This window comes from Xylophilus sp. ASV27 (genome assembly GCF_016428875.1).
Lineage (GTDB): Bacteria > Pseudomonadota > Gammaproteobacteria > Burkholderiales > Burkholderiaceae_C > Xylophilus.
The window spans coordinates 1-23506 of record NZ_JAELTO010000074.1 but is presented as its reverse complement, the minus strand read 5'-3'; the positions used below and the strand labels follow the sequence as shown (position 1 = coordinate 23506).

The window sequence follows — 23506 nt, the reverse complement described above, 5'->3', positions numbered from 1 at the left end:
TCAGGAGGCGATCAACATCGACTGGCAATCGGTCAGCCGCGGCACCGAGATGGACGACGGCGCAGACGCCTGGCCGGCCCACGGCATCCAGCGGCCGGGCGAGCAGATCGCGCAGAAGGGGTATGCCATCACCAGCGTGACGCTGATGCCGGGGTGAAGCAGGGCGTGCCGTTCTTCCGTTTGCTATTAAATATGTAGCACTTAGCCCTTATTCAGCCTGGGCTTCAGGCGCTTTTCGCCCAAAACTGCAGCGCGGCCTGTCGCCCGCACGAGCTGCACGGTGAAAACCCCGGCACCGCTGCCGCCCTGCTCGCCCTAGGCTCAGGCGCATGTCCGACGCCGCCTCCGCCCTCGTGAACCTGCCCGCCATCGCCTCTGGCGCGCAGCCGCCCTGTGTGCCGCAGATGGCGCTCTACCGCCAGTGGCTGGCGGCCGAGCGCGGCCTGCGCTTTGACGGGTACGCGGCGCTGCACCGCTGGTCGGTGACCGATCTGGATGCCTTCTGGCAGAGCATCTGGGACTACTTCGACCTGCAGTCGCCCACCCCTCACACGGCGGTGCTGGCGCGCAACGCCATGCCCGGCGCGGTGTGGTTCCCGGGCGCGCAGGTCAACTACGCGCAGCAGGCGCTGCGCCACGTGGCGGCGGCCGACGCGGCCGGCCTGCCGGCCATCGTCAGCCGGGACGAGCGCGGCCACGCGCGCGAGCTGTCCTGGCCCGCGCTGCGGCGGCGGGTCGCCTCGCTGGCGCTGGAGCTGCAGGCCGCCGGCGTAGTGTCCGGCGACCGCGTGGCCGCCTACCTGCCCAACGTGCCCGAGGCCATCGTCTGCCTGCTCGCCTGCGCCAGCATCGGCGCGGTGTGGAGCGTCTGCGCGCCGGACATGGGCGCGGGCGCGGTGCTGGACCGCTTCCGCCAGATCGAGCCCAAGGTGCTGATCGCCTGCGACGGCGTGACCTACGCCGGCCGCGACGTGGACCGCCGCGCGCTGGTGCAGGAGCTGCGCGCGGCCCTGCCCAGCGTGCGGCAACTGTTCGTGCTGCACCAACTCGGCGCTCCTGGGTCGATAGCGGACAGCCGTTGCCTCTCCTTGGCCTGCGCCCGAAATGACGCAGAAACGGCGGCCTTCGAGCCGCTCTGGCTGCCGTTCGACCACCCGCTGTGGATCGTCTATTCCAGCGGCACCACCGGCGCGCCCAAGCCCATCGTGCACGGCCATGGCGGCACGCTGATCGTCGCCATGGCCAATGGCGCGCTGCACTACGACCTGGGCCCCGGCTACGCGCCCAACAGCCTGGGCGAGCGCTTCCACTGGTACAGCTCCACCGGCTGGGTCATGTGGAACGCCCAGGCCGCCGGCCTGCTGCTGGGCGCCACCTGCTGCATCTACGACGGCAGCCCCAGCGGCAGCAAAGAGCGGCCCGACTGGGGCGTGCTGTGGCGCTTCGCCGCCGAGACCGGCGTGCGCTTCTTCGGTGCCGGCGCGGCCTTCTTCGCCGGCTGCATGAAGGCCGGCGTCGACCTGGCCGCCTGCGGCGACCTGTCGCGGGTGCGGGCGCTGGGCAGCACCGGCTCGCCGCTGTCGGAAGAGGTGCAGGCCTGGGTGTCGCGGCAGTTCGCCGCCATCGGCACGCCGGACATCTGGTGGAGCAACATCTCGGGCGGCACCGACTTCGCCGGCGCCTTCCTGGGCGGCAACCGCGAGCTGCCGCAGCAGCCCGGCGTCATGCAGTGCCGCATGCTCGGCGCCGCGGTCGAGGCCTGGGACGAGGCCGGCGCGCCGGTCACCGGCCAATTGGGCGAGCTGGTCTGCACCCAGCCGATCCCCTCCATGCCCTTGTACTTCTGGGGCGACGCCGACGGCGCGCGCTACCGCGCCAGCTACTTCGAGCACTACCCGCCGGGCCACGGCCGGCGTGGCGGTGAAGGCGGCGTCTGGCGCCATGGCGACTGGCGGCTGCTGCGCGAGGACGGCGGCTGCATCATCCACGGCCGCAGCGACGCCACCATCAACCGCCACGGCCTGCGCATGGGCACCAGCGAGATCTACCGCGCGGTTGAAGCCCTGCCCGAGGTGCTGGACGCCCTGGTGGTCGATCTGGAAGCGCTGGGCCGCGACAGCTGGATGCCGCTGTTCGTGGTGCTGCGCGAAGGCGCGGTGCTGGACGAGGCCCTGCGCGGCCGCATCGCCGCGGCCATCCGCGAGGCGCTGTCCCCGCGCTTCATCCCCGACGCGGTATACCAGGTGGCGGCCGTCCCGCGCACGCTGACCGGCAAGAAGCAGGAACTGCCGGTCAAGCGCCTGCTGCTGGGGCAGCCGGTGGAGAAGGTGGTGAACCGCGAGGCGATGGCCAATCCGGAGTGTTTGGATTGGTATGTGGAGTTTGCGCGGTCTAGGTGAGGTTTTTAATGAAAAGTGCCTCTGGCCCAGGTTCTACCTGGACTATTAGCTATCTATTTGATAGTTATGTTTGCCTTGCTGGCGGCGGGAGCCGGGAGTTCGCCCCGGCGGGCGACCTACTTGTTCTTTGCTTCGCCAAAGAAAAGTAGGCAAAAGAAAGGCGAGCCGGAGCCAGGGGCCCTTCGGGCTCCCCTGCGCTGCTCGCGCCGGGCGGGGTATCGCCCAAACTCGCTTCGCTCAGACAAGGGCGATCCCTGATCCGCCCGTCGCTGCGCTGCTCGGCCCTGCCAACGGCGCAAGCGGACAGCCAACAGCCGAACATCCAATACCGGGCCGAGCGTAGCGATGGCCCGACTGGCAGTCCCGGGTCCCCTCTGTGGCGTCGAGGAGCGCAGGGGTGGACAGGTTGCCCGTAGCGAAGCGGAGGGACGGCGAGGACTGTCTGAGCCGAAGGCGAGTTCCGCAGCCGCCTGCCCACACCGAGCACCGCAGAGCAGTCCGGCAAAGCCGGACCGCCACAGTGGGGTCGCCCTTTGGTCTCCGCATAACTTCGCTGCGCGAAGTGAGCGGAGCCCCGCTTCGCGACCTTTGGTGACTTTCTTTCGGCGACGCGAAAGAAAGTTACTCGCCCGCCGGGGCGAAATCCCGGCACCCGCCGCCCGCAAGGTAAGCAAGCCCCGGATATCTAAGGCGACGCTGAACAAGTCCCCGCGATGGCGCGCGCCCTGGTGTGGGATGGGATGCAAGGCGCAAGCCGCAGCCATGGCCGCCGCCATGGCGAGGATTTGCAACGCCGCAGACCGCCCACAGCAGGGATGCGCGACACGCGAGGGGCTTGTTCAGCGTTGCCCTAAACAACAAACCCTAACCCCCCTGCGACCTAGCCCCCTCCCCCAACACCCACTCCCGAAACGCCGCAAACGCCGGCAGGTGCAGTCGATCCGCCCGGTAGCAGAGGTAATGCCCCTGGTCCACCGTGACCGGCTCGCCGCAGGGCAGGCGCAGCGTGCCTTCGGCCAGTTCGGCCTCCACCAGCACGCGCGGGACCAGGCCCAGGCCCAGGCCGCTCTGCACCGCCTGGATCAGCGCCGAGTACTGCGCAAAGCGCGGGCCGGCGGTGGTGTGGATCTCGGGCACGGCGTGCTGGGCGGCCCACTGGCGCCAGGCGGTGGGCGCGCCCTCGTGGTGCAGCAGGGTGTGGCCGACGATGTCGGCGGGCCGGGCGATGCGGTGGCCGCCGCCGAGCCGCGCCGGCGCGGCGATCAGCACGAATTCGCGGCCGGCGATGTACTCCGACACCACGCCGGGCCAGGCGTCGGAGCCGTAGCGGATGGCCGCGTCCACCCCGGCCGGGATGCCGTCGGTGGGCTCCAGGTGGCGGCTGAAGCTCAGGGTGACGTGGCGGCTCTGCTGGCTGAAGGCGGGCAGCCGCGGGATCAGCCACTTGGTGAGGAAGGTGGGCACGCTCGCCAGCGTGAGCAGGCCGGCGCCGGCGTCGCCCGAGCGGGCCTCGAAGGTGGCGGTCTCGATGGCGCGCAGGCCGCCGGCGATCTTCTGCCAGTAGACCCGGCCCTGGGGCGTGAGTTGCACGCCGCGGCCGCTCTTGCGCAGCAGCGGCCGGCCGATGAAGGACTCGAGCCCGGCGATCTGCTTGCTGACCGCGCTCACGGTGATGCACAGGGCGCCGGCGGCCAGGGTGATGCTCTCGTGGCGCGCCACGGCGTCGAAGGCCAGCAGTTCCTGGATGGTGGGGCAATCGCGCTTCATGGGCGGATTGTGTCGCAGCAGTGAAAAACACTTTCCTTCGGCTCAACATTGCTCATCCACTATTCATCCATGGCGCGCGCTGTGGTTCATAGAATTTGCGAGGCTTCACAACGGTGAGGCTGAAACTGGCGCATCTGGAAAGTATGAAATCCAGGCGCCCTCCCACACGGAGACGCAATTGATTCGTGGCGTTGCGCTGATCTACGGCCTGTACCTGCTGCTGCCCATTGCGCTGCTGCTGGTGGGCAGCGTGGGCGGCAACTGGACCAACAGCCTGCTGCCCAGCGGCGTCACCGGCCAGTGGTACGGGGACCTGTGGCAGGACGCGTCCTTCCGCAAGGCCTTCGCCAACAGCCTGCTGGTGGCGCTGTCGGCCTGCGCCATCAACACCGTGCTGGCGCTGCCGCTGGCCTATGCGCTGTACCACGGCGCGCGCCGCAGCGGCAGCCTGGCCGCGCGCATCGTCAGCGCCATGCCGGTGGCGGTGCCGGTGATCACGCTGGGCTTTGGCTACATGGTGGTGTTCAACACCGACTGGCTGCCCTGGCTGGGCACCATGCCGCTGCTGATCGCCGCGCATGCGGTGGCCACGCTGCCCTACCTCACCAACACCTTGCTGGCCGACCTGCGCCACCTGGGGCTGGACCGGCTGGAGCAGGCCGCGGCCACGCTCGGCGCCTCGGGCGCGCAGCGCTTCCTGGGCATCGTGCTGCCCAGCCTGCGGCAGAGCCTGATCAGCGGGCTGGTGATGGTGGCGGCGATCTCGGTCGGCGAATTCGGCCTGTCCAACCTGCTGGTGAGCTTCCAGAACCGCACCTATCCGATCGTGCTGCTGCAGGCCTTCTATGGCGCCACCGGCTTCGCCTGCGCCGCGACCGTGGTGCTGCTGGTGCTGGCGGGGGCGTCGGCCTTCCTGTCTTCTTCCCTGGTTCGACGCTCATGAGCGCCGCGCCGGGCCGCCCCAAGCAAGCTCGCACCGCAGTGCGAAGCGCGAAGGTATTTCCATGAGCCTCGTCCTGGACCACGTCTCCTACACCTACCCGGGCAGCACGCAGGGGCTGGAGGACGTATCGCTCGACGTGCGCACCGGCGAGCTGGTGGCGGTGATCGGGCCCAGCGGCTCGGGCAAGTCGACTCTGCTCAAGCTGGTGTCGGGGCTGGCCACCGGGCACCGCGGGCGCATCGCGCTGGATGGCGAAGACCTGTCGGCCAGGCCGGTGCACCAGCGCCACATCGGCATGGTGTTCCAGAGCTATGCGCTGTTCCCGCACCTGAGCGTGCTCGACAACGTGGCCTACGGCCTGAAGCTGCGCAAGGTGGCCGCCGATGCGCGCCACAAGCGCGCGCAGGAACTGCTCGACCTGGTCGGCCTGGGCGGCTTCGCGCAGCGCGGGGTGGCGCAGCTCTCCGGCGGGCAACAGCAGCGCGTGGCCCTGGCGCGTGCGTTGGCGATAGACCCGCGCGCGCTGCTGCTGGACGAGCCGCTGTCCGCGCTCGACGCCAGCGTGCGCGGCCACCTGCGCGACCAGATCCGCCAGATCCAGCAGCGCTTCAACGCCACCACCCTGCTGGTCACGCACGACCAGGAAGAGGCGCTGACCATGGCCGACCGCGTGGCCGTGCTGCAGGACGGCCGGCTGCTGCAGATCGCCGCCCCGCGCGAGATCTACGAGCGCCCGGCCAGCCGCGCGGTGGCGCGGTTCGTGGGCCTGTCCACCCTGCTGCCGGCCAGGGTCGTGGCGCAGGACCGCATCGACCTGGGCTTTGCCGAATGGTCCGCGCCCACCGGCACCCGCGCCGTGGGCGCCGCCGTGCATGCGCTGCTGCGGCCCGAGCATGTGCAGGCCGACCCGCCGGCGGGCGCGTTGAACCGGCTGGCGGGCAAGCCGGGCGCGCAGCGCTACTACGGCGCGCTGACCCGCTACGACTTCCACGTAACGGGGGCGGATGTGCCCTTCCTGGCCGAGTCGAGCGTGCCCGCCGCAGAAGCGATCGCCGTGGCGCCGGAGCAGGTCCGGCTGCTGGATCACTGACCCCCTGTCCCCAAGGAGAAACCTCATGTACCGCAGAACCCTGATCCACGCCGCCGGCGTCCTGCCGCTGGCAGCCGTCGCGGCCCGCACCGCCTTTGCCTTCGACGGCCCCGAGCTGTACGCGGGCGAGAAGGCGCTGTACGCCGAGGCGCAGAAGGAAGGCCTGTGCGTCTCCTTCGACACCGGCCCCGAGTGGGCCAACTGGAAGTCGCTGTTCCGCGACTTCAAGAAGCGCTACCCCGAGATCGAGCTGACCTACAACGACATCGGCTCGGCCGCCACCGTGGTCGCGCTGGAGAAAACCCGGCGCCGCCCGCAGGCCGACACCGCCTACTACTTCGCCGCCTCGGCTGTGGACGCGGCGAAGAAGGACCTGGTCGCGCCCTTCAAGCCGGTCAGCTTCGACAAGCTGCCGGCCGTGTTCAAGGAGGCCGAAGGCCGCTGGTTCACCATCCACACGCTCAACATCGCCTTCCTGGTCAACAGGAAGCTGGTGAAGAACGTGCCCACCAGCTGGGCCGATCTGCTCAAGCCCGAGTTCAGGAGCAGCGTGGTCTACCTCGACCCGCGCTCCACCGGCATCGGCCAGGTGCTGACCTTTGCCGCGGCCTACGCCAACGGCGGCGACGTCGACAACATCAAGCCCGGCACCGACTACCTGGGCCGGCTGCACGCCGCCGGCAACGTGCTGCGCGTGGAAGGCACCACGCCCTACGCCAAGTTCCTCAAGGGCGAGATCCCGGTCTGGATCAGCTACGAGAACGACGGCCTCAAGGCCAAGTACGCGGACGGCATGGGCGATGCGGCCGAGGTCGTCATCCCCAAGGACGCTAGCGTGGCCGCGCCCTACGCCATCAGCCTGGTGAAGAACGGCCCCAACCCCAACGCCGGCAAGCTCTGGCTCAACTTCATCATGAGCGAGGCCGGGCAGTCGCTGTTCGCGCAAGGCTTCGTGCGGCCCGCCGTGCCGGGCACGCCGCTGGCGCCCGACGTCGCCGCCAGGATGCCGCCGGCGCCGCAGGTGCGCCCGCTCGACGTGGTCAAGGCGTCCGAGCGCAAGGCCGAGATCGACAAACTCTGGGCGCAGGCTGCCCTGGGAAGATGATGGGCGGCCCCAGGCTTCGCGCACTGCGTCTCGCTGCGCCAACCCCCTTGCCGGGGGCGCATCCGGCGGCCCGGCAAAGCCGGTTCCGCGCATGTCCTGGCATGGCCTGCTGCGCGGCCTTCGGTACCTGCCGATCGAATGTGCCGCGGGTGGCGCGCAGCGCCATGGAGAACTGATATGCGACGCTTCGGCGCCTGGCCCGCATGGGCCTTCATGGCGCTTTTCTTTGCGGCACCGCTGGCCGCATTGCTGCCCGAGGCCTTTGCCGACGGCGGCAGCGCCTTTGGCCGCCTGTTCGGCAACCCGCTGTTCCTGGGCGCGCTGCGCAACACGCTGGTGCTGGGCCTGGTCGCGGGCGCGTTGTCGGCCCTGGTCGGCACCTGCATCGCCATCGAACTGGCGCGCCAGCCGGCGCGGCGGCGCCAGTGGATGATGACCCTGCTCGGCCTGCCGCTGGCCTTCTCGGGGCTGGTGATCGCCTACGGCTTCATCCTGGCCTTCGGCCGCGCCGGCTTCGTCACGCAACTGCTGGCCGGCCTTGGCGCCGACCCGGCCGCGGTCGGGAGCTGGATCTACAGCGTGTCGGGCCTGGCCTTCGCCTATGCCTACTACCTGATCCCGCGCGTGGCGCTGTCGCTCTACCCGGTGTTCGCCAACTTCGACGAGCGCCCGCTGCTGGCCGCGCGCACGCTGGGCGCCTCGCGCCTGCGCGCATTCTGGGACACGGTGGTGCCCGAGGTCGCGCCCTCGGTGCTGTCCAGCGCCTGCCTGGTGGCCGCGCTGGCCATGGGCACCTACGGCACCGCGCTGGCGCTGGTGGGCACCCAGCTCAACATCCTGCCGCTGATGCTGCTCGCGCAGGTCAGCGACGGGGGATCGGATTTTGCTTTGGCAGCGGCCTTGTCGCTGGTGCTGATGGTGCTGTGTGTGATCGTCATGGGAGCAGGGGATGTTGTTACGCGCAAGCGCGAACGTGGCGCTGTCGGCGCCGGTCATTGAGGCGCTGCAGCGCCTGGCGCACAGGCAGCGCGGCCCGCAGCGCCACCGCCAGCCGGTGGCCCTGATCGGCCCTGGCGACGGCGGCGCGCGCGAGTGCGAGGCCGCCTACTCCGTGGCCTATGCGCTGGCCTGCGCCGGCATGGCCATCGTCTGCGGCGGGCGCGGCGGCGTCATGGCCGCGGCCGCGCGCGGCGCCACCGAGGCCGGCGGCGTGGCCGTGGGCCTGCTGCCCGAGGAAGACGCCAGCGCCGCCAACGAATGGCTGAGCGTGGCCCTCCCCACCGGCATGGGCGAAATGCGCAACGCCCTGGTCGCGCGCAGCGGCGCCTGCATCGTCGCCGTGGGCGGCAACATGGGCACGCTGTCGGAAATGGCCATGGGCCTGAAGTGGGGCAAGCCGGTCTTCGTGCTGCACGGCGACATCGCGCTGCCGGGGGCGCACGTGGCGCGGGACGTGGAGCACCTGCTGGCGCTGGTGCTGCAGTGCCTGCTGGAGCCTGAGCCTGCCTGAATCCTGGTAAAAATGGCTTGCAGCCCAGGTAATATGTGGGCTTGTAGCTATATTATTAATAGCACTCAGCGCTGCCCGCGAACCCGCGCGTTGAGCTGCCGCGCGATGCGCTGCGCGTGCTCGCCCATGGCCTGTGCGATCCGCGGCACCTGCTCCCCGGTCAGGCGGTCGCGGATGGCGGTCACGGCCAGGCCGGCCACCGTGCGGCCGTCGGCGGTGCAGATCGGCACCGCCAGCGCGCAGGTGCCCGGCACCACGCCCGGCGCGGCATAGGCATGGCCGCGCACGCGGGCCAGCGCGGCGCGCTGCAGCAGTTGCGCCGGCTCCAGGCGCAGCGCCCGCAGGCGGCGCGCGTTGCGGCGCACCACGGCCTGCGCCTCGTCGAAGGGCAGGCCGGCCAGCAGCACCAGGCCGCTCACGCCCACGCCCAGCGGGCGGCGCGCGCCGATCTCGATCGACAGCACCTTGATCGGGTAGCTGCCGGGCTGGCGGTCCAGGCAGACCGAATCGTCGCCGTTGCGGATGGTGAGGAAAGTGGTGTCGCCCAGGGTCTGGCTCAGCTCGCGCAGGTGCGGCTCGGCGATGGCGCGGATCGGAAAGCGCGCCGAGCGCGCCAGGCCCAGCAGCGACATCTCGCGCCCGATCAGGTAGCGCCGCGTGGCCGCGTCCTGCTCGGCCGCGCCTTCTTCCACCAGCACGCGCAGGATGCGGTGCGCGGTGGGGCGGTTCAGTCCGGTGGCATTGGCCACGTCCACCAGGCGCACGCCGTGCTCCTGCCCCGCCGCGACGATGCGCAGCACCGCCAGCGCGCGCCGGATGCTCTGCGCGCCGCCGGTGGGCGAGGCGGCCTCTGCGCTCAACCGGCGGTCTCCGGCAGCACCGACTTGGGCGTCTGCCGCATGCCGCGCAGCGTGACGATCTCGCCCAGCGTGGCGTAGTTCGGGCCGCCGATGCGGCATACGGGGTCCAGCGCGCGGGTGTCGATCTTGCCGTCGTGCAGCAGGCCTTCGCGCACGTGGAAGCGCAGCACCTCGCCGACGATGAACTCCGCGCCGGTGTCGCCGAACGGAATCACCTGCTGCAGCCGGCATTCCATGCTGACCGGCGCATCGGCCAGGCGCGGCACGCGCAGGGTCTCGGAGGGCAGGGTGCCCAGGCCCAGCAGCTCGGCCTCGCTCACGTCGGGCGCATGTTCGGCGCTGCTTTCGTGGATGGCGAGCATCTGCGAGCCTTCGCCGATGTTCACCACGAACTCGCCCAGCGCATGGATGTTGGCGCCGGTGTCCTTGCGCTGTCCGGCCTTGCGGCCGACGTTCACGCCCAGCAGCGGTGGCTTGTTGGAGAGGAAGGTGAAGCACGAGAACGGCGCGAGGTTGACCACGCCCATGGGCGAGAGCGTGGTGATCCAGGCAATGGGGCGCGGCACCACGATGCCGCTCATGAGGCGGTAGGTGGCTTCGGGGCTCAGGCTGCGGGCGTCGATGGACATGGCGGTGGGCGGTTTCGGTGCAGGACGGCCATTGTGTGCAGCGCGGGTGCGGCGCGCCGCGGCCCGTCTTCCATAAATGTCCACATCATGGAACAAAAGGAATCTATTGCATTGCAGCATATGGTCTGCGCTCCGTAGAGTCGGACACCGGTCGCAGGCTGCATGCGTGGCTTCTTCCGACACCAGGAGACAAGACTTGAAACTGCACGCCATTCCCTGCGCGGCCGCGCTCGTCGCCGCCCTCGCATCCCTTGCACCCGGCATCGCGGGGGCGCAGGCCGCCTGGCCCGACAAGCCGGTGCGCCTGGTGCTGCCCTATCCGCCCGGCGGCAACGTGGATGGCGCCGCGCGCATCATCAGCGAGCAGCTGCAGGCGCAGTTCAAGCAGGCGTTCATCGTCGACAACCGGCCGGGCGCCGGCGGCATGATCGCCGGCGAATACGTGGCCAAGGCGGTGCCGGACGGCTACACCTTCTTCATGGGCGCCAACGGGCCGATCCTGTTCTCGCCGGTCATCTTCAAGCGCAATGTCTATGACTGGAAGAAGGACTTCGTGCCGGTGGGCTCGGTCTCGTTCACGCCGCTGGTACTGCAGGTCCACCCGTCCACGCCCTACAAGACCATCGGCGAGCTGATCGCCGCCGGCAAGAAGCCCGGCAACCACCTGACCATGGCCTCGCCCGGCGCCGGCACCACCAACCACCTGGTGAGCGAGTACCTGCAGCGCGAGAGCGGCGCCCAGTGGACCACCGTGCACTACAAGGGCAATGCCCCGGCCACCACCGACCTGCTCGGCGGCCAGGTCCAGTTCAACTTCGACCAGCTCTCCGTCGCGCAGCCTTTCATCCAGCAGGGCCGCACGCGTGCGCTGGCCGTCACCTCCGCGCGCCGCGTGCCGCAACTGCCGGACGTGCCGACGCTGCAGGAGGCCGGCTTCAAGGATTTCGAGGCCGAGACCTTCACCGGCATCCTCGCGCCCCGGGGCACGCCGCCGGACATCGTGCTGCGCTTCTCCGCTGCGCTGCAGAAGATCCTGGCCGACAAGGCGGTGCAGGAGAGGTTCCAGATCCTCGGCGCCGAGGCGCGCGGCATGACGCCCGAGCAGTTCACCCAGTTCCTCACGAAAGAAGACCAGCGATGGATTCCGATCATCAAGCAGGCCAACATCACGGCCGAGTAACGCCGGGCCGTGCCGCGCCGGCGCGCCGCACCAGCATCTACATCGAGGGCTTCGGCCACAAGAACCCGATCCCGGCGGCCTGCCGCATCGGGCCGCTGGTCGAGAGCGGCAGCGTGCTGGGCACCGACCCGGCCACCGGCAAGCCGGCCGACACCATCGAGGCGCAGTGCCGCTTCATGCTCGACAACGTGCGCTGCATCGTCGAAGCCGCCGGCGGCAACACCGGCGATATCGTCAAGCTCACCGTCTGGATGAAGGATCGCAGCCAGCGCCCCGCGCTCAACGTGCCCTGGCTGGAGATGTTCCCCGACCCCGCATCGCGCCCCGCGCGCCACGCCATCGTGGCGCCCGGGCTTGACGGGGGAAAGCTCATCGAATGCAGCTTCACGGCGTACATCGACTAACCGCCAGGCTCCGCACTCTGTGTCTTCGCCAACCCCCTTGCAGGGGGCGATGCCGGCGGACCGGCAAAGCAGGATCCGCGGTATCCCGCGGTAGGACCGGGGCGTATCCCCACGTTCATTGAAGAATTCCATGCCTGAATACCTTCCCTTCGACCCCCATCCGCGCGCGCCGGTGCCGCTGCCGCCGGCCCTGTCCTGCGACAGCCAGTTCCACGTCTTCGGCCCGCGCGCCCAGTACCCGGTGCGCGAAGGCGCGGCCTACGAGATGCCCAACGCCACCTGGCAGGTCGCGCGGCAACTGCATGCCACCTTGGGCATCCAGCGCGGCGTGATCGTGCAGGCCACCACCTATGGCGCCGACCACACGGTGGTACTCGATGCGCTGGCGGGCCTCAATGGCGATGGCCCGCGCCGCTACATGGCCTGCGCCAATGCCGCCGTGCTGATCGAGCGCGACGACGCCTACCTGCAGCAGTTGCACGACGCCGGCGTGCGCGGCGCGCGCTTCACGCGCGGCGGCCTGGGCATCAGCTTCTCGGCCGCAGAGCAGGCGCGCGCCTTTGCCCGCGTGAAGGAACTGGGCTGGTACATCAAGGTGCAGCCCGAGCCCTCCGGCATGGCGGAGCAGCTCGACGCGTTCGAGGCGCTCGACGTGCCGGTGCTGCTGGACCACATGGGCCGTGCCGACCCGACGCTCGGCGACGCCGACCCCACGCTGGCGCGCATCCTGGAACTGTTCCAGCGCGGCAACTTCTGGGTGATGCTGTCGCTGTCCGAAAAAATCTCCCGGGCCGGCGCGCCCTGGGACGACGTGGTGCCGCTAGCGCAACGCCTGATCGCCGCCGCGCCCGATCGCTGCGTCTGGGGCAGCGACTGGCCGCACCCGGTGTCGGTCAAGCAGCCGCCCAATGAAGGCGCGCTGCTGGAACTGCTCTACCGCTTCGCGCCCGACGCCGCCACACGGCAGAGGATCCTCGTCGACAACCCCGCCCGCTTCTTCGGATTCGATCCCGCATGAAACTCGTCAGCTTCCTTCACGCCGGCCGCCCCTGCTGGGGCGCCGCCACCGATGCCGGCATCGTCGACCTGGGCCGGCGCCTGCCGCAGTTCGGATCGGTCACGGCCTTTCTGGAAGGCGGCGACGCCGCGCTGCAGCAGGCGCGTGCCGTCCTGCACGGTGCCGCGCCCGACCATGCGCTGGACGGGGTGCGACTGCAACTGCCCATTCCCGCGCCCCGCAAGATCTTCTGCATCGGCGTGAACTACGCACACCGCAACGCCGAGTACAAGGACGGCAGCGACCTGCCCAAGTACCCGAGCATCTTCATGCGCGTGCCGGATTCGTTCGTGGGCCACGGCAGCGCCCTGCTGCAGCCGCATGAGTCGCAGCAGCTCGACTATGAAGGCGAGATCGGCATGGTCATCGGCCGCGGTGGCCGGCGCATCGCGCGCGAGCATGCGTTGCACCACATCGCCGGCCTGACCTGCATCAACGAGGGCACCATCCGCGACTGGGTGCATCACGCCAAGTTCAACGTCACGCAGGGCAAGAACTTCCACGCCTCGGGCGCCATCGGCCCGTGGCTCGTCACCGCCGACGAGTTCCCGCAGGGCTACGGCGCGCTGCGCGTGCAGACCCGCGTGAACGGCGAGGCGCGGCAGGACGGCAACACCGCGCACCTGATGTTCGACTTCGCCTACCTCATCGCCTACCTGTCGACCTTCACCACGCTGGAGGCCGGCGACGTCATCGCCACCGGCACGCCGACCGGCGCCGGCATCCGCTTCGATCCGCCCAGGTTCCTGCGGCCGGGCGACGTGGTCGAGGTGGAGGTGAGCGGCGTCGGCATCCTGCGCAACATGGTGGAGCAGGAGCCATGAAACTGACCGCTGCCCAGATCGAGCGCGCCGCGCAGCAACTGGAGGAGGCCGAGCGCAGCCGCGTCGCCTGCCGCCAGTTCTCGCTGGAGCACCCGGGCATGACCATGGACGACGCCTACGCCGTGCAGCACGCCTGGATGCAGTTGAAGCAGCGCAATGGCCGGCGCGTGAAGGGTCACAAGATCGGCCTCACCTCGAAGGCCATGCAGCGCGCGGTGAAGATCGACGAGCCCGACTTCGGCACGCTGCTGGACGACATGTTCTACCGCGACGGCGCGGTGATCCCGTCTGCGCGCTTCCTGCAACTGAAGATCGAAGCCGAGCTGGCCTTCGTGCTCGACAAGCCCTTGTCCGGCCCCGATTGCACGCTGTTCGACGTGCTCGACGCCACGGCCTATGTCACGCCGGCGCTGGAGATCCTCGACGCTCGCATCCAGCGCGTGGACGCCGCCACCGGCCGCAGCCGCACCGTGCTCGACACCATCTCGGACAACGCCGCCAACGCCGCGCTGGTGCTGGGCGGCCGCGCCTTCAAGCCGAACCTGATCGACGCCGACATGCGCCGCATCGGCGCCATCGTCAGCAGGAACGGCGAGGTCGAGGAAACCGGCCTGGCCGCCGGCGTGCTCAACCACCCGGCCTACGGCATCGCCTGGCTGGCCAACCGCCTGCACCGCCACGGCGTGACGCTGCAGGCCGGCGAGGTGGTGCTGGCCGGCTCCTTCATCCGGCCCATCGACGTGCAGAAGGGCGACACCATCGTGGCGGACTATGGCGAGTTCGGCACCGTCTCTTGTTGCTTTGGCTGACCCCCAGGCTACGCGCTTCGCGGCTTCGCCAACCCCCTTTCAGGGGACACATCCAGCGGCTTGGCAAAGCCTGCTCCGCGGCCTTTGGTGTCTTTGTCTCGCATGCGCTGCCGGTGATGCGCGGCACCGTGGGAAACTGCTGATGGCAAATCCGAAATATCTTTCCCTCCATGCCCACACCCAACACCTTCAAACGCGCCCTCGCCGCCGGCACGCCGCAGATCGGCATCTGGTCCACGCTGCCCTCGCCCTATGTGTCCGAGCTGATCGCCGGCGCGGGCTATGACTGGGTGCTGCTCGACACCGAGCACACGCCCAGCGACGTGCCGCTGATGCTGCAGCAGTTGCAGGCGGTGGACGCCGAGCCGGCGCGCCGCAGCGCGGCGGTGGTGCGGCCGGCGTGGAACGATCCGGTGCTGATCAAGCGCTACCTCGACATCGGCGCGCAGAGCCTGCTGCTGCCCTTCGTGCAGACGGCCGACGAGGCGCGCGCCGCGGTCGCGGCCATGCGCTATGCGCCGCGCGGCGTGCGCGGCATGGGCGGCTCGACGCGGGCCTCGCGCTTCGGGCGCGACGCGGCCTACGTCCGCGAGGCCGAGCGCGAGCTGTGCCTGCTGGTGCAGGTGGAGACGCGCGAGGCGCTGGAGCGCATCGAGGCCATCGCCGGCGTGGACGGCGTGGACGGCGTCTTCATCGGCCCGGCCGACCTGTCGGCCAGCATGGGCCACCCGGGCAACCCGACGCACCCCGAGGTGCGCGCCGCCATCGACGACGCCATCCGCCGCATCCGTGCCTGCGGCAAGGCGCCGGGCATCCTGATGGTGGACGAGGCGCGCGCGCGCGAATGCCTGGCCCAGGGCGCGCTGTTCGTCGCGGTGGCCATGGACTTGCTGCTGCTGCGCAATGCGGCCGATGCGGTGGCGGCGAAGTTCAAGGCCGGCGCCGCCGCCAGCGCCGCCGGCGGCAGCTACTGACCGGGCGTGGCCGCCGCCACGCGCGGCCGGCGGTTCACCAGCACGATGCCCGCGGCCACCAGCGCCAGCGCGGTGACGAAGCCCAGGGTCACCGGCTCGTGCAGCCACAGCGCGCCGGTCAGCAGCGCGAACACCGGCGTCAGGAAGACGAACACCGACAGCCGCGTGGCCGGGTAGTGCGCCAGCATCCACATCCAGGCCAGGTAGCTCAGGAAGGCGCCCACCAGCGCCTGAAGCGCGAGCGAGCCCAGCGCGAAGGCGCTGAAGTTCCAGCGCCAGCTCTCGCCCAGCAGCAGCGACACCAGCGGCAGCAGCAGCGCCGACACGCCCACCTGGTAGAACAACTGCTTCTCCGGCGCCAGCCGGCCGACCGGCGTGGCGCGGATCACCACCGTGGTCAGCGCCCACAGCAGCCCGGCCAGCAGGCCCAGCAGGTCGCCCAGCCACTGGCGCGGCAGCGGCGCGGCGCCGCCGTCGCCCAGCGCCAGCAGCACCCCGGTGAAGGCGCAGGCCAGCCCGATCCACTGCGCGCCGCGCAGCCGCTCGCCGGGCACGAAGCGCGGCAGCAGCACGGCCAGCCAGAACGGCGCGGCATACAGAAACACGGTCAGCCGCGATGCATGGGTGAACTGCAAGCCGGCGTAGATGCAGATGAATTCGCCCGCGAACAGCGCGCCGGCCAGCAGGCCGGTGGCCAGCGAGCCGTCGCGGCGCCACAGCGGCACCCCGCGCCACAGGCACCAGCCCCAGAGCAGCAGCAGCGCCACGCCAAAGCGCAGCGCCGCCTGGAACACCGGCGCCACCTCGGCCACCGTCGCCTTCACCAGCACCTGCTGGAACCCCCAGAACAGGCAGCAGGCCAGCAGCAGGGAGACGGCCAGGGTGTCGAGATGGGGGCGGCGCGGCAGGCTCATGGCGCGATTATCCGGCCCGGCCGTGCCGGCCCGCCTGTCCTGCGCCTGGGGGTTTTGCTATTAATACTATAGCTTCACGCCAGGATGCTGGCTGGGCTTTCGCCCTCTCGGGCCATGCGCGGCCCGCTGGAGCCACGCACCCGCAGCTCGCCTTCGAGCAGGATGCGGCGCGGGCCGCGCGCGGGCTCTGCCATGCGCTGCAGCAGCAGCTCGGCTGCGGTGCGGCCCAGGTCGTAGGTGGGCTGGGCGATCACGGTGACGCCGGGTTGCACCAGGGTGGTCCAGTCGTTGTCGTCGAAGCCGGCGAGCGCCACGTCGCGCGGCCAGGCCAGCCGCGCCGCCTGCATCGCCTGCACCGCGCCCAGCAGCAGCAGGCCGTTGGTGGCCAGCACCGCGTCGGGGCGCTGCGGCGCGCCCAGCAGGGCCTGCATCGCGGCCTGACCGGCTCCGGCGCTCGGGCGCAGCGGCACGGTCTGCGGCGCCAGGCCGGCGGCGCGCATGGCCTGCTCGTAGCCCTGCTGGCGCTCGCGCCCGGTGCTGCTGTGGGCGCCGGCCAGCGCCACGATGCGGCGGTGGCCCTGCGCCAGCAGGTGCTCGGCCAGGCGCTGCGCGGCGGCGGCGTTGTCCAGCGTCACGGCGTCGGCTGGCAGGGCCTCGGGCGCGCGGTCGATCAGCACCACCGGCGAGGCCGGGCGCGGCCCGCTCGCCAGGCGCTTCAGGCCCTCGGGCGTGGCCGACAGGATCACGCCGCTGGCCTGCTCGTCGGCCATCAGCGCCAGGTAGGCGCGCTCCTTGGCCGGGTCTTCGTCCGAGTTGCACAGGATCACGCGCAGGCCGTGCTGGTAGGCCATGTCTTCCACCGCGCGGCTGATGTCGGTGAAGAACGGGTTGCGGATGTCCGAGACGATCAGCCCGATCAGCGAGGCGCGCTGCTGCCGCAGCCGGCGCGCCGCCAGGTTGGGGCGGTAGTCCAGCGCCGCGATCACCTGCTGCACCCGCGCGCGCAGCGCCGGCCGCACGGCCTCGGGCTGGCTCAGGACGCGGGAGACGGTGGTGGTGGAGACGCCGGCCTCGCGGGCGACGTCCTTGATGCTGGCCACGGAAGATCCTGTCGAAAGGGCTGGAGAGTCGGCATGATGCCATGCAGGAATGCAATCGATACCAGAATTCATGCCCCGAAAATAAGGGTTTTCCCGAACCGGCAATCATGCGCTGAAGCCATAAATTCCAATGAAATCAAGGGTTTGTGAGAATGCGATCGGCCGGCTCCCGGTTGCAAGCGCCAAAGTAGCCGCTTAAAATTTTGGTATCGATACCAAATCCGGCGCACCGCGTGCTGGAGCGTTTCCAGGAGACAACCCATGGTCACCCCCGTCGAGGTCCGGCTCGCCGCCGCCCCCACCGACCGCGACGACGCGGTCCGCGCCGCCGGCGTCCTGCTGGTGCAGGCCGGCTTCGCCGCTCCCGCCTATGTGGAGAGCCTGCTGCGGCGCGAGCGCAGCGCCACCACCTTCCTCGGCCAGGGCCTGGCGATCCCGCACGGCATGGTGGAGGACAAGCACCTGGTGCGGCGCACCGGCCTGGCCGTCCTGCAGGTGCCGGGCGGCGTGCCCTGGGGCGACGACGGCCAGCGCGCGCACCTGGTGGTGGCGATTGCCGCCGCGTCGGACGAGCACATCGCGCTGCTGCGCCGCCTCACCCGCCTGATGCGCGACGACGCGCGCCTGCAGGCGCTGGGCCGGACCACCGATGCCGCCGAGATCGTGCGCGCGCTGACCGGCGAAGACGCCGCGCCCGCCGCGCCCGCGCTGGCGGACTTCGCGCTGGCGCAAGAATTGACACTGGACTACCCCAACGGCCTGCACGCCCGCCCCGCGGCGCAGTGGGCGCAGACTGCCGCGCGCTTCAACGCCGCGCTGCGCGTGCGCCATGGCCACGCCGTGGCCGACGCCCGCAGCGTGGCCGAGCTGCTGGGCCTGGGCGCCAGCCGCGGCGCCGCGTTGCGCCTGTCCGCCCAGGGGGACGACGCCCAGGCCGCGCTGGCCGCGCTGCGCGAGACCATCGAGCGCCTGGGCGCAGAGGAAACCCGCCAGGCCGAGCGCGCCGCGCTGCGCCAGGCGCAGGCCCAGGGCCTGGGGCGCGAGCTGGGCGACTGGCGGCCCGAGGCCGGGCGCACGATCACCGGCATCGCCGCCAGCCCGGGACTGGTGATCGGCACCATCGCCGCGGCCACGCCGCCGCGCCTGGAGGCGGCGGACCGCCCCGGCGACATCGCCGCCGAAGCCGTCGCGCTGGACCATGCCCTGTGCGCCGCGCAGGACCGGCTCGAAGCCCTGGCCGCCCAGGCGCGCGAGCGCGGCGCAACGGAGCAGGCCGGCGTCTTCAGCGCCCACGCCGGCCTGCTCGGCGATGCCGAGTTGCTGCGCGAGACCTCGCGCCGCGTCGTGCAGGGCCATGCCGCGGCCTGGTCCTGGCAGCAGGCGCTGGCCGCGCGCGTGGCCGCCCAGCAGGCCCAGCCCGACCCGCTGCTGGCCGCGCGCGCGGCCGATCTGCAGGATGCCGGCGAGCGTGTGCTGCGCCACCTGCTCGGCCAGCCCGAGGCCGCGCAACTGGCGCTGCCGGCCGACAGCATCCTGGTGGCGGACGATCTGGCGCCTTCGGTCACGGCCCAGCTCGACACCACGCGCGTGAAAGGCTTTTGCACCGCGCGCGGCGGCCCCACCGCGCACACGGCCATCCTGGCGCGCGCGCTGGGCCTGCCCGCCGTGGTCGCGGCCGGCCCGGCGGCCGAAGCCCTGGTGCCCGGCACCCGCGCCATCCTCGACGGCTACCGCGGCCGCCTCTACCTGGCGCCGACCGACGCCGCGCTGGAGCAGGCGCGGGCCCTGATCGCGCGCCTGGCCGAGCGCCAGGCCGCGGAGGCCGCCAGCCGCCGCGCGCCGGCCGTCACCACCGACGGCCACCGCATCGAGATCGCCGCCAACGCCAACCGCGCCGACCAGGCGCGCGCCGCGCTGGAGGCCGGCGCCGAGGGCGTGGGCCTGATGCGCACCGAATTCCTGTTCCTGGAGCGCGACCACGTGCCCGACGAGCAGGCGCAGTACGCCGTCTACCGCGCCATGGTCGAGGCGCTGGGCGGCCAGCCGCTGGTGGTGCGCACGCTGGACATCGGCGGCGACAAGCACGTGCCCTACCTGGGCCTGCCGCATGAGGAAAACCCCTTCCTCGGCGTGCGCGGCGCGCGCCTGTGCCTGCTGCGCGACGATCTGTTCATGCCGCAATTGCGCGCGCTCTACCGCGCCGCGCGGCACGGCCCGCTGTCCATCATGTTCCCCATGGCCAGCACCATGGAAGAGGTGCATGCGCTGCGCGCCCGCGCCGAGGCCGCGCGCCAGGCGGTGGACGGGCCGGTGCTGCCGCTGGGCATCATGATCGAGGTGCCGTCGGCCGCCGCCATGGCCGACCGGCTCGCCGCGCAGGTGGACTTCTTCTCCATCGGCACCAACGACCTCACCCAGTACACCCTGGCGGTGGACCGCCAGCACCCGGACCTGGCCACCATGGCCGACAGCCTGCACCCGGCCGTGCTGCGCCTGGTGGCGCAGACCGTGGCCGGCGCGCGCAGGCATGGCCGCTGGGTCGGCGTCTGCGGCGGTCTGGCCGGCGAGCCATTGGGCGCGGCGCTGCTGGCCGGGCTCGGCGTGGACGAACTGAGCATGAGCACCGGCGACCTCGGCACCATCAAGGCCCTGCTGCGCCGCCATTCGCTGTCCGAACTGCAGGCCCTGGCGCGGCGCGCGCTGGACTGCGACGACGCCGACGCGGTGCGCGCGCTGGGCGCCGAACTACGCACGGAGGCCGCGGCATGAACAAGGTGCTGACCCTCACCCTCAACCCCGCGATCGACCTGACGGTGCGCCTCGATGCGCTCGTTCCCGGCGCCGTGCACCGCGCGCGCGGCCAGCAACTGGAGGCCGGCGGCAAGGGTGTGGGCGTGGCCTCGGTGCTGGCCGGCCTGGGCGTGCCGGTGGCGGCCGCCGGCTGGCTGGGCGCGGACAACGCCGCGCTGTTCGAGGCCGCCTTCGCCGCGCGCGGCATCGCCGACCGCATGGTGCGCGTGCCCGGCGCCACCCGCACCAACCTCAAGCTGGCCGACGCCGCGCGCGGCGACAGCACCGACGTCAACCTGCCCGGCATCGCGCTCGACGCGCCGGCGCTGGCGCAGGCCACGGCGCAACTGCGCGCGGTGCTGCGCGCGCAACTGGCGCCGGGCGACTGGTGCGTGCTGGCCGGCAGCCTGCCGCCGGGTGTTGGCGCGGACCTGTACCTGCAACTGGCGCAGGACGTGGCCGCCTGTGGCGCCCATCTGGTGCTGGACACCGGCGGCGCGCTGCTGGGCCAGGTTCTGGACGGCCTGCGCCGCGCCGCGCCGCAGGCGCTGCCGGCCTTTCTGAAACCGAACCGCGCGGAGCTGGAGGAGTTCGCTGGCCGTCCGCTCGGCGACGTGCCGGCACTCGCCCGCGCGGCCCAGGGCCTGTGCGCGCTGGGCGTGCGGCAGGTGGTGGTATCGCTCGGCGCCGACGGCGCGGCGCTGGCCGGCGCCGGCGGCCTTTGGCACGCCACGCCGCCGAAGGTGCCCGTCGCCACCACCGTGGGCGCGGGCGATGCGCTGGTGGCCGGCACCCTGGCCGCCTTCTGCGAAGGCCGGGGCTTTCCCGAGGCCGCCGTGTTCGGCATGGCCTGCGCGGCCGCCCGGGTGCAGCGCATCGCGGCCACGCTGCCGCCGCGCGCGGCCATCGACACGCTCGCCGGGCAGGTCCGGCTGAGCCCGCTGTAATCCAGGAGACGACACCATGGCCCATCTCATCGCCATCGCCGCCAGCCAGGCCGGACCGGCGCACAGCTTCATGATCGGCGAGGCGCTGGCCGCCGCCGCCCGCCGCGCCGGCCACACGCTGGCCGTGCAGACCCGCAGCCGCCTGGGCACGCGGGGCGAGCTGGACCCGGCGCAGCCCGCCGCGGCCGTCATCCTGGTGGCCGATGCGCCGTTCGACCGCAGCGCGCTGCCCCCGGGGCGCGTGCTGGAGGCCACCGCCGCCGAAGTGTTCGCCGACGCCGAGGGCGTGCTGGCCCGCGCGCTGCGGGCCGCGCCCGCCGCCGCCGCGCCCTTGCGCATCGTCGCCATCACCTCCTGCCCGACCGGCGTAGCCCACACCTTCATGGCCGCCGAGGCGCTGGAGCAGGGCGCGCAGGTGCTGGGCCACACGATCCGGGTCGAGACGCAGGGCTCGGTCGGCGCGCAGAACGCGCTTACGCCGGCCGAGATCGCCGCCGCCGACCTGGTGCTGATCGCGGCCGACACGCAGGTCGACCGCGCGCGCTTTGCCGGCAAGCGGCTCTACGCCACCGGCACCAAGGCCGCGATCCACGACGCGGCCGCGGTGTTCGCCCGCGCGCAGGCAGAGGCCTCGGTGCATGGCGCCGCCGCCTCCTCCTCGGCCGCCGCCGCCGCGCCGGCCAAGGCTGCCTCCAGCGGCCCGTACAAGCACCTGATGACCGGCGTGTCCTTCATGCTGCCCTTCGTCGTGGCCGGCGGCCTGCTGATCGCGCTGGCCTTCGCGCTCGGCGGCATCTACGTGTATGACGACGCGCACCAGGGCACGCTGGGCTGGACGCTGTTCCAGATCGGCGCCAAGGCCGGCTTCGTGCTGATGCTGCCGGCGCTGGCGGGCTACATCGCGTTTTCCATCGCCGACCGGCCCGGCATCGCGCCCGGCATGATCGGCGGGCTGCTCGCGGGCACGGTCGGCGCGGGCTTCCTGGGCGCCATCGCGGCGGGGTTCATCGCCGGCTACGCGGTGCGCTGGCTCAACCGCTGGATCCGCCTGCCGCGCACCCTCGACGGCTTGAAGCCCGTGCTGCTGCTGCCGCTGCTGGGCACGCTGGTGGTGGGCGTGCTGATGATGATGCTCATCGGCAAGCCGATGGCCGGCCTCATGGCCGCGCTGACCGAGTTCCTCAAGGGCCTGCAGACCGGCAGCGCCGTGCTGCTGGGCGTGATCCTCGGCGCGATGATGGCCTTCGACATGGGCGGGCCGGTCAACAAGGCGGCCTACGTGTTCTCCACCACGCTGATCGCCAGCGGCGTCGCCAACCCCATGGCCGCCACCATGGCCGCGGGCATGGTGCCGCCGCTGGGCATCGCGCTGGCCTGCTGGGTGTTCCGCAGCCGCTTCAGCGCGGAAGACCGCGAGGCCTCCAAGGCGGTCGCGGTGCTGGGCCTGGCCTTCATCACCGAGGGCGCGATCCCCTTCGTCGCGCGCGACCCGCTGCGCGTGATCCCGGCCTGCGTGGCCGGCGCCGCCGTGGCCGGGGGCCTCTCCATGTTCTGGAACATCGGCCTGCAGGCGCCGCACGGCGGCGTGTTCGTGCTGGCGATCCCGAACGCGGTCAACCACGTGGTGCTGTACGCGCTGGCGATCGCCGCCGGCGCGGCGGTCACCTGCGCCGTGCTGGGCCTGCTCAAGAAGCGCCTGCCCGCGCGGTGAGCAGGTGTAAAGATCTCGGCCCCGGTGTACATGTCGGCATCGCCCTGCGGGACGCAAGGCCGCGCCAGGGGCGGCCTCGCGTGCGGTGGCGCCGGGCGGGGCCGCGCGGACCCGGGCATTAAACTCGCAGCCTTTCGAGTTCAGTATCCTCCATGGCCGACCATCCAGCGGGCAAGACCCGCGCCAGTTTCGATCTGAAGAGCGCTTCCCTGCCGCTGATTGCGGTCGTGCTGCGTACCGCAGACCTCGCCGCCCTCCAGGCGGAGCTGGAACGGCGCCTGTCCCAGGCGTCGGATTTCTTCGACCAGGACCCGGTGCTGGTGGACCTGACGCAGCTGCCGGCCGGCACGGACGTCGATTTCCCGGCGCTGGTGCGGCTGCTGCGCCGCATGCACGTGGTGCCGGTGGCGGTGCTGTCTCTTATACACATCTGTGAAAAGGGGGGGGGGGGGGGGGGGGGGGGGGGGGGGGGGGGGGGGGGGGGGGGGGGGGA

General features: G+C 71.6%; 21 protein-coding genes and 1 pseudogene. 17 read left to right on the top strand and 5 right to left on the bottom strand.

Annotation, left to right across the window (positions count from 1 at the left end; genetic code table 11):
* Positions 1–10: 10 nt before the first annotated feature.
* Together JHD63_RS25010 and JHD63_RS15450 are read left to right on the top strand one after the other, a co-directional pair.
* Positions 11–157 carry a DUF6139 family protein gene (locus JHD63_RS25010; protein ID WP_370590533.1) on the top strand — a complete coding sequence of 49 codons (147 nt, stop codon included), beginning with the start codon at positions 11–13 and terminating at the stop codon, positions 155–157.
* 172 nt (positions 158–329) lie between these two features.
* Complete coding sequence (locus JHD63_RS15450; RefSeq protein WP_198971702.1) at positions 330–2399, top strand: acetoacetate--CoA ligase; 2070 nt, start codon at positions 330–332, stop codon at positions 2397–2399.
* 864 nt (positions 2400–3263) lie between these two features.
* On the opposite strand, the gene JHD63_RS15445 is transcribed toward JHD63_RS15450, so the two are convergent.
* The gene (locus tag JHD63_RS15445; protein ID WP_198971701.1) at positions 3264–4166 is read right to left on the bottom strand and encodes a LysR substrate-binding domain-containing protein; all 903 of its coding nucleotides are present in this window, start codon (positions 4164–4166) and stop codon (positions 3264–3266) included.
* A gap of 178 nt (positions 4167–4344) precedes the next feature.
* Here JHD63_RS15445 and JHD63_RS15440 point away from each other — a divergent pair, with 178 nt between their 5' ends.
* The 5 genes from JHD63_RS15440 (at position 4345) to JHD63_RS15420 (ending at position 8814) form a co-directional block, all read left to right on the top strand.
* Entirely contained in the window at positions 4345–5109 is a 765-nt protein-coding gene (locus JHD63_RS15440; protein ID WP_233168231.1) for an ABC transporter permease, read from the top strand.
* Positions 5110–5170: 61 nt separating this feature from the next.
* Positions 5171–6199, top strand: coding sequence for an ABC transporter ATP-binding protein (locus JHD63_RS15435; protein ID WP_198971700.1), 1029 nt, complete (start codon positions 5171–5173; stop codon positions 6197–6199).
* A gap of 25 nt (positions 6200–6224) precedes the next feature.
* Complete coding sequence (locus JHD63_RS15430; protein ID WP_198971699.1) at positions 6225–7304, top strand: extracellular solute-binding protein; 1080 nt, start codon at positions 6225–6227, stop codon at positions 7302–7304.
* Between the two features lie 177 nt (positions 7305–7481).
* On the top strand, positions 7482–8303 hold the full coding sequence (locus tag JHD63_RS15425; RefSeq protein ID WP_198971698.1) for an ABC transporter permease: 822 nt from the start codon (positions 7482–7484) through the stop codon (positions 8301–8303).
* The gene (locus JHD63_RS15420; protein ID WP_198971697.1) at positions 8254–8814 is read left to right on the top strand and encodes a TIGR00725 family protein; all 561 of its coding nucleotides are present in this window, start codon (positions 8254–8256) and stop codon (positions 8812–8814) included. Before JHD63_RS15425 ends, JHD63_RS15420 begins: the two co-directional genes overlap by 50 nt.
* A 65-nt stretch (positions 8815–8879) precedes the next feature.
* On the opposite strand, the gene JHD63_RS15415 is transcribed toward JHD63_RS15420, so the two are convergent.
* Together JHD63_RS15415 and JHD63_RS15410 are read right to left on the bottom strand one after the other, a co-directional pair.
* Positions 8880–9674, bottom strand: coding sequence for an IclR family transcriptional regulator (locus JHD63_RS15415; protein ID WP_233168228.1), 795 nt, complete (start codon positions 9672–9674; stop codon positions 8880–8882).
* Positions 9671–10303 carry a flavin reductase family protein gene (locus tag JHD63_RS15410; RefSeq protein WP_198971695.1) on the bottom strand — a complete coding sequence of 211 codons (633 nt, stop codon included), beginning with the start codon at positions 10301–10303 and terminating at the stop codon, positions 9671–9673. Before JHD63_RS15410 ends, JHD63_RS15415 begins: the two co-directional genes overlap by 4 nt.
* A 196-nt stretch (positions 10304–10499) precedes the next feature.
* Here JHD63_RS15410 and JHD63_RS15405 point away from each other — a divergent pair, with 196 nt between their 5' ends.
* From JHD63_RS15405 to JHD63_RS15380, 6 genes are all read left to right on the top strand, one after another.
* Positions 10500–11483, top strand: a complete 984-nt coding sequence (locus JHD63_RS15405; RefSeq protein WP_233168226.1) for a Bug family tripartite tricarboxylate transporter substrate binding protein — start codon at positions 10500–10502, stop codon at positions 11481–11483.
* The gene (locus tag JHD63_RS15400; RefSeq protein WP_198971694.1) at positions 11441–11887 is read left to right on the top strand and encodes a RidA family protein; all 447 of its coding nucleotides are present in this window, start codon (positions 11441–11443) and stop codon (positions 11885–11887) included. Before JHD63_RS15405 ends, JHD63_RS15400 begins: the two co-directional genes overlap by 43 nt.
* Before the next feature lie 130 nt (positions 11888–12017).
* A complete protein-coding gene (locus tag JHD63_RS15395) occupies positions 12018–12905 on the top strand; it encodes an amidohydrolase family protein (protein WP_198971693.1) in 888 nt (295 codons plus the stop codon).
* Positions 12902–13768 (top strand): fumarylacetoacetate hydrolase family protein, encoded by an 867-nt coding sequence (locus JHD63_RS15390; protein ID WP_198971692.1) that lies wholly within the window; start codon positions 12902–12904, stop codon positions 13766–13768. Before JHD63_RS15395 ends, JHD63_RS15390 begins: the two co-directional genes overlap by 4 nt.
* Positions 13765–14577 carry a 2-oxo-hept-4-ene-1,7-dioate hydratase gene (gene hpaH, locus JHD63_RS15385; RefSeq protein WP_198971691.1) on the top strand — a complete coding sequence of 271 codons (813 nt, stop codon included), beginning with the start codon at positions 13765–13767 and terminating at the stop codon, positions 14575–14577. Before JHD63_RS15390 ends, hpaH begins: the two co-directional genes overlap by 4 nt.
* 170 nt (positions 14578–14747) lie before the next feature.
* Positions 14748–15551: an aldolase/citrate lyase family protein gene (locus JHD63_RS15380; RefSeq protein ID WP_198971690.1), complete on the top strand. Its 804-nt coding sequence runs from the start codon at positions 14748–14750 to the stop codon at positions 15549–15551.
* Here JHD63_RS15380 and JHD63_RS15375 read toward each other — a convergent pair.
* Together JHD63_RS15375 and JHD63_RS15370 are read right to left on the bottom strand one after the other, a co-directional pair.
* On the bottom strand, positions 15545–16465 hold the full coding sequence (locus tag JHD63_RS15375; protein ID WP_198971689.1) for a DMT family transporter: 921 nt from the start codon (positions 16463–16465) through the stop codon (positions 15545–15547). The two genes, JHD63_RS15380 and JHD63_RS15375, sit on opposite strands and share 7 nt — an antisense overlap.
* 74 nt (positions 16466–16539) lie before the next feature.
* Positions 16540–17565 carry a LacI family DNA-binding transcriptional regulator gene (locus JHD63_RS15370; RefSeq protein ID WP_370590532.1) on the bottom strand — a complete coding sequence of 342 codons (1026 nt, stop codon included), beginning with the start codon at positions 17563–17565 and terminating at the stop codon, positions 16540–16542.
* Between the two features lie 261 nt (positions 17566–17826).
* On the opposite strand from JHD63_RS15370, the gene ptsP reads away from it, so the two are divergent.
* The 4 genes and pseudogenes from ptsP to JHD63_RS24070 all read left to right on the top strand — a co-directional run.
* Positions 17827–20334: a phosphoenolpyruvate--protein phosphotransferase gene (gene ptsP, locus JHD63_RS15365; RefSeq protein ID WP_198971687.1), complete on the top strand. Its 2508-nt coding sequence runs from the start codon at positions 17827–17829 to the stop codon at positions 20332–20334.
* Positions 20331–21302, top strand: coding sequence for a 1-phosphofructokinase family hexose kinase (locus JHD63_RS15360; protein WP_198971686.1), 972 nt, complete (start codon positions 20331–20333; stop codon positions 21300–21302). Before ptsP ends, JHD63_RS15360 begins: the two co-directional genes overlap by 4 nt.
* 16 nt (positions 21303–21318) lie before the next feature.
* The gene (locus JHD63_RS15355) at positions 21319–23013 is read left to right on the top strand and encodes a PTS fructose transporter subunit IIC (protein WP_198971685.1); all 1695 of its coding nucleotides are present in this window, start codon (positions 21319–21321) and stop codon (positions 23011–23013) included.
* A gap of 152 nt (positions 23014–23165) precedes the next feature.
* Positions 23166–23506, top strand: a pseudogene (locus tag JHD63_RS24070) (hypothetical protein); the annotation flags it as partial.

What these genes read in the sequence shown, in the direction of transcription:
- JHD63_RS15450 (WP_198971702.1), top strand. Translation starts at nt 330, where the DNA reads ATGTCCGACGCCGCCTCCGCCCTCGTGAACCTGCCCGCCATCGCCTCT.
- JHD63_RS15445 (WP_198971701.1), bottom strand. Translation starts at nt 4,166, where the DNA reads ATGAAGCGCGATTGCCCCACCATCCAGGAACTGCTGGCCTTCGACGCC.
- JHD63_RS15435 (WP_198971700.1), top strand. Translation starts at nt 5,171, where the DNA reads ATGAGCCTCGTCCTGGACCACGTCTCCTACACCTACCCGGGCAGCACG.
- JHD63_RS15430 (WP_198971699.1), top strand. Translation starts at nt 6,225, where the DNA reads ATGTACCGCAGAACCCTGATCCACGCCGCCGGCGTCCTGCCGCTGGCA.
- JHD63_RS15425 (WP_198971698.1), top strand. Translation starts at nt 7,482, where the DNA reads ATGCGACGCTTCGGCGCCTGGCCCGCATGGGCCTTCATGGCGCTTTTC.
- JHD63_RS15420 (WP_198971697.1), top strand. Translation starts at nt 8,254, where the DNA reads ATGTTGTTACGCGCAAGCGCGAACGTGGCGCTGTCGGCGCCGGTCATT.
- JHD63_RS15410 (WP_198971695.1), bottom strand. Translation starts at nt 10,303, where the DNA reads ATGTCCATCGACGCCCGCAGCCTGAGCCCCGAAGCCACCTACCGCCTC.
- JHD63_RS15400 (WP_198971694.1), top strand. Translation starts at nt 11,441, where the DNA reads ATGGATTCCGATCATCAAGCAGGCCAACATCACGGCCGAGTAACGCCG.
- JHD63_RS15395 (WP_198971693.1), top strand. Translation starts at nt 12,018, where the DNA reads ATGCCTGAATACCTTCCCTTCGACCCCCATCCGCGCGCGCCGGTGCCG.
- JHD63_RS15390 (WP_198971692.1), top strand. Translation starts at nt 12,902, where the DNA reads ATGAAACTCGTCAGCTTCCTTCACGCCGGCCGCCCCTGCTGGGGCGCC.
- hpaH (WP_198971691.1), top strand. Translation starts at nt 13,765, where the DNA reads ATGAAACTGACCGCTGCCCAGATCGAGCGCGCCGCGCAGCAACTGGAG.
- JHD63_RS15380 (WP_198971690.1), top strand. Translation starts at nt 14,748, where the DNA reads ATGCCCACACCCAACACCTTCAAACGCGCCCTCGCCGCCGGCACGCCG.
- JHD63_RS15375 (WP_198971689.1), bottom strand. Translation starts at nt 16,465, where the DNA reads ATGAGCCTGCCGCGCCGCCCCCATCTCGACACCCTGGCCGTCTCCCTG.
- ptsP (WP_198971687.1), top strand. Translation starts at nt 17,827, where the DNA reads ATGGTCACCCCCGTCGAGGTCCGGCTCGCCGCCGCCCCCACCGACCGC.
- JHD63_RS15360 (WP_198971686.1), top strand. Translation starts at nt 20,331, where the DNA reads ATGAACAAGGTGCTGACCCTCACCCTCAACCCCGCGATCGACCTGACG.
- JHD63_RS15355 (WP_198971685.1), top strand. Translation starts at nt 21,319, where the DNA reads ATGGCCCATCTCATCGCCATCGCCGCCAGCCAGGCCGGACCGGCGCAC.